Annotated in this window: 2 protein-coding genes and 1 pseudogene; all 3 read right to left on the bottom strand. The window is 65.0% G+C overall.

The features are described from left to right. Positions 1–29: 29 nt before the first annotated feature. Positions 30–443: a hypothetical protein gene (locus tag I0Q12_RS30205; protein ID WP_374068986.1), complete on the bottom strand. Its 414-nt coding sequence runs from the start codon at positions 441–443 to the stop codon at positions 30–32. Between the two features lie 77 nt (positions 444–520). Then, positions 521–1126, bottom strand: a complete 606-nt coding sequence (locus tag I0Q12_RS30200; protein WP_197257524.1) for a TetR/AcrR family transcriptional regulator — start codon at positions 1124–1126, stop codon at positions 521–523. A gap of 135 nt (positions 1127–1261) precedes the next feature. Further along, positions 1262–1514: pseudogene (locus I0Q12_RS34375) on the bottom strand (acetyl-CoA C-acetyltransferase); the annotation flags it as partial.

The following is a 1514-nucleotide window of genomic DNA, read 5'->3' as shown; positions in this document are numbered from 1 at the left end:
GGTCAGGACCGCCACAAAGGCACACCGCACTACCCAACCGAGGCGAGGTCGCGCACCGAAGAGGCTCCGCTGCTGCGGAACGTTTCTGTGGTGCCCGGCGAATCCGCCGGAGCCGCTGCAGCCGCGAGCGCGTGGGACTTGAAGGCGCGTGCCGCCACGCTCAGCCGATGCTGGATCGAATCGAACTTCCGGTCCAGATCCGACGGCAGCGCATCGCCCCACACCGCGATGCGGGTGAGGCCGCTGTCGAGCGCGTCGAGCATGCCTTCACGGATTCGGCTGTCCGACTCGTACAGATTCACCGATACCGCAATGGATTCGGGCATCGGACCGATAGGCGAGGACAGCGCCGCCTCCAGATCGACGGTGGTCGCACCGAGGATCTGGATCGGACGCACATCCTGGGGATCGGCCACGGCGACCGTGACATCCCAGCCGGCCATCACATGATCGAAGAGCCAGCCTCCCGCGAACTGGACGGCGTCGGCGACATTCGGTGCGACGACGGCCAGCCGCCTTCTCAGCTGGTGGCGTCGGGCATGAGCTGTCGAGTAAGCGACTGTATGTACTCCCGGAACACCGCGGTAAGAGGAATCGATGGATCGAGCAGCCATGAGGTTTCCATTCCGTTGAGAAAGGCGACGATCTCTACAGCCTTGGTCGCGGGGTCCACGTCGGCGCGATACCGCCCTGCGCTCTGGCCGCGCCGGATGCCGTCCTCGACGGTGTCCAGCGCGGCCCGGTATCGATCGAGCAGGCGACCGTGCAGGGGTGCCGCCGGATCGAGGTTCTCGATCACCAGCGTGGCGAACATCCCCACCAGTTCAGGTGAGCGCTCGAATCGTTCCGGCACCCTCCCGAGCTGTTCGAGCAGGTCGCCGGACCGATCCGCGTGTGCATCGTCGTCGCGGTCGCGGGCATCGAGCACCGCATGCAACAACTGGTCCTTGGACTCGAAGTGATGCAGCAGCCCCGCGGTGGTGACACCGGCCTCTCCAGCGATCTGGGCGAGGGTCGTGTTCCGCCAGCCGTTTCGCGCCAGCAGTCGCTGCGCAACGGAAAGAATGAGCTGACGGCGATCCTCGCCCTTGGAGAGGAGTGTGTCGTACGGCCTCGGTGCTGACACCTCACTCCTTTCGGACCAACCTACCTAGTACACAGTAGGTTGGTTTTCCGGATGTGACAAGGGTCTCATATAGAGCAGTTCCGTGCAGCAGCTCACACGGATTCCGAGTGCCCTTGCCTACAATTCGCCCGGCCTTCAGTCCACGAGTTCGACGACGGTCGCGTTGGCCGTACCACCGCCCTCGCACATGGTCTGCAGTCCGTACCGGAGCCCGTTGTCGCGCATGTGGTGGATCATCCGCGTCATGAGGATGGCTCCGGAACCTCCGAGCGGATGCCCCAGCGCGATCGCGCCACCGAGAGGATTCACCCGCGCGGGATCGGCACCCGTCTCTTCGAGCCAGGCCAGAGGCACCGACGCGAACGCCTCGTTCACCTCGAACACCCCG

Origin of the sequence: Rhodococcus sp. CX, assembly GCF_015865005.1 — a bacterium.
Lineage (GTDB): Bacteria > Actinomycetota > Actinomycetes > Mycobacteriales > Mycobacteriaceae > Rhodococcus.
Note: the sequence above shows the minus strand (reverse complement) of the source record. Positions and strands in the feature narration are given on the sequence as shown.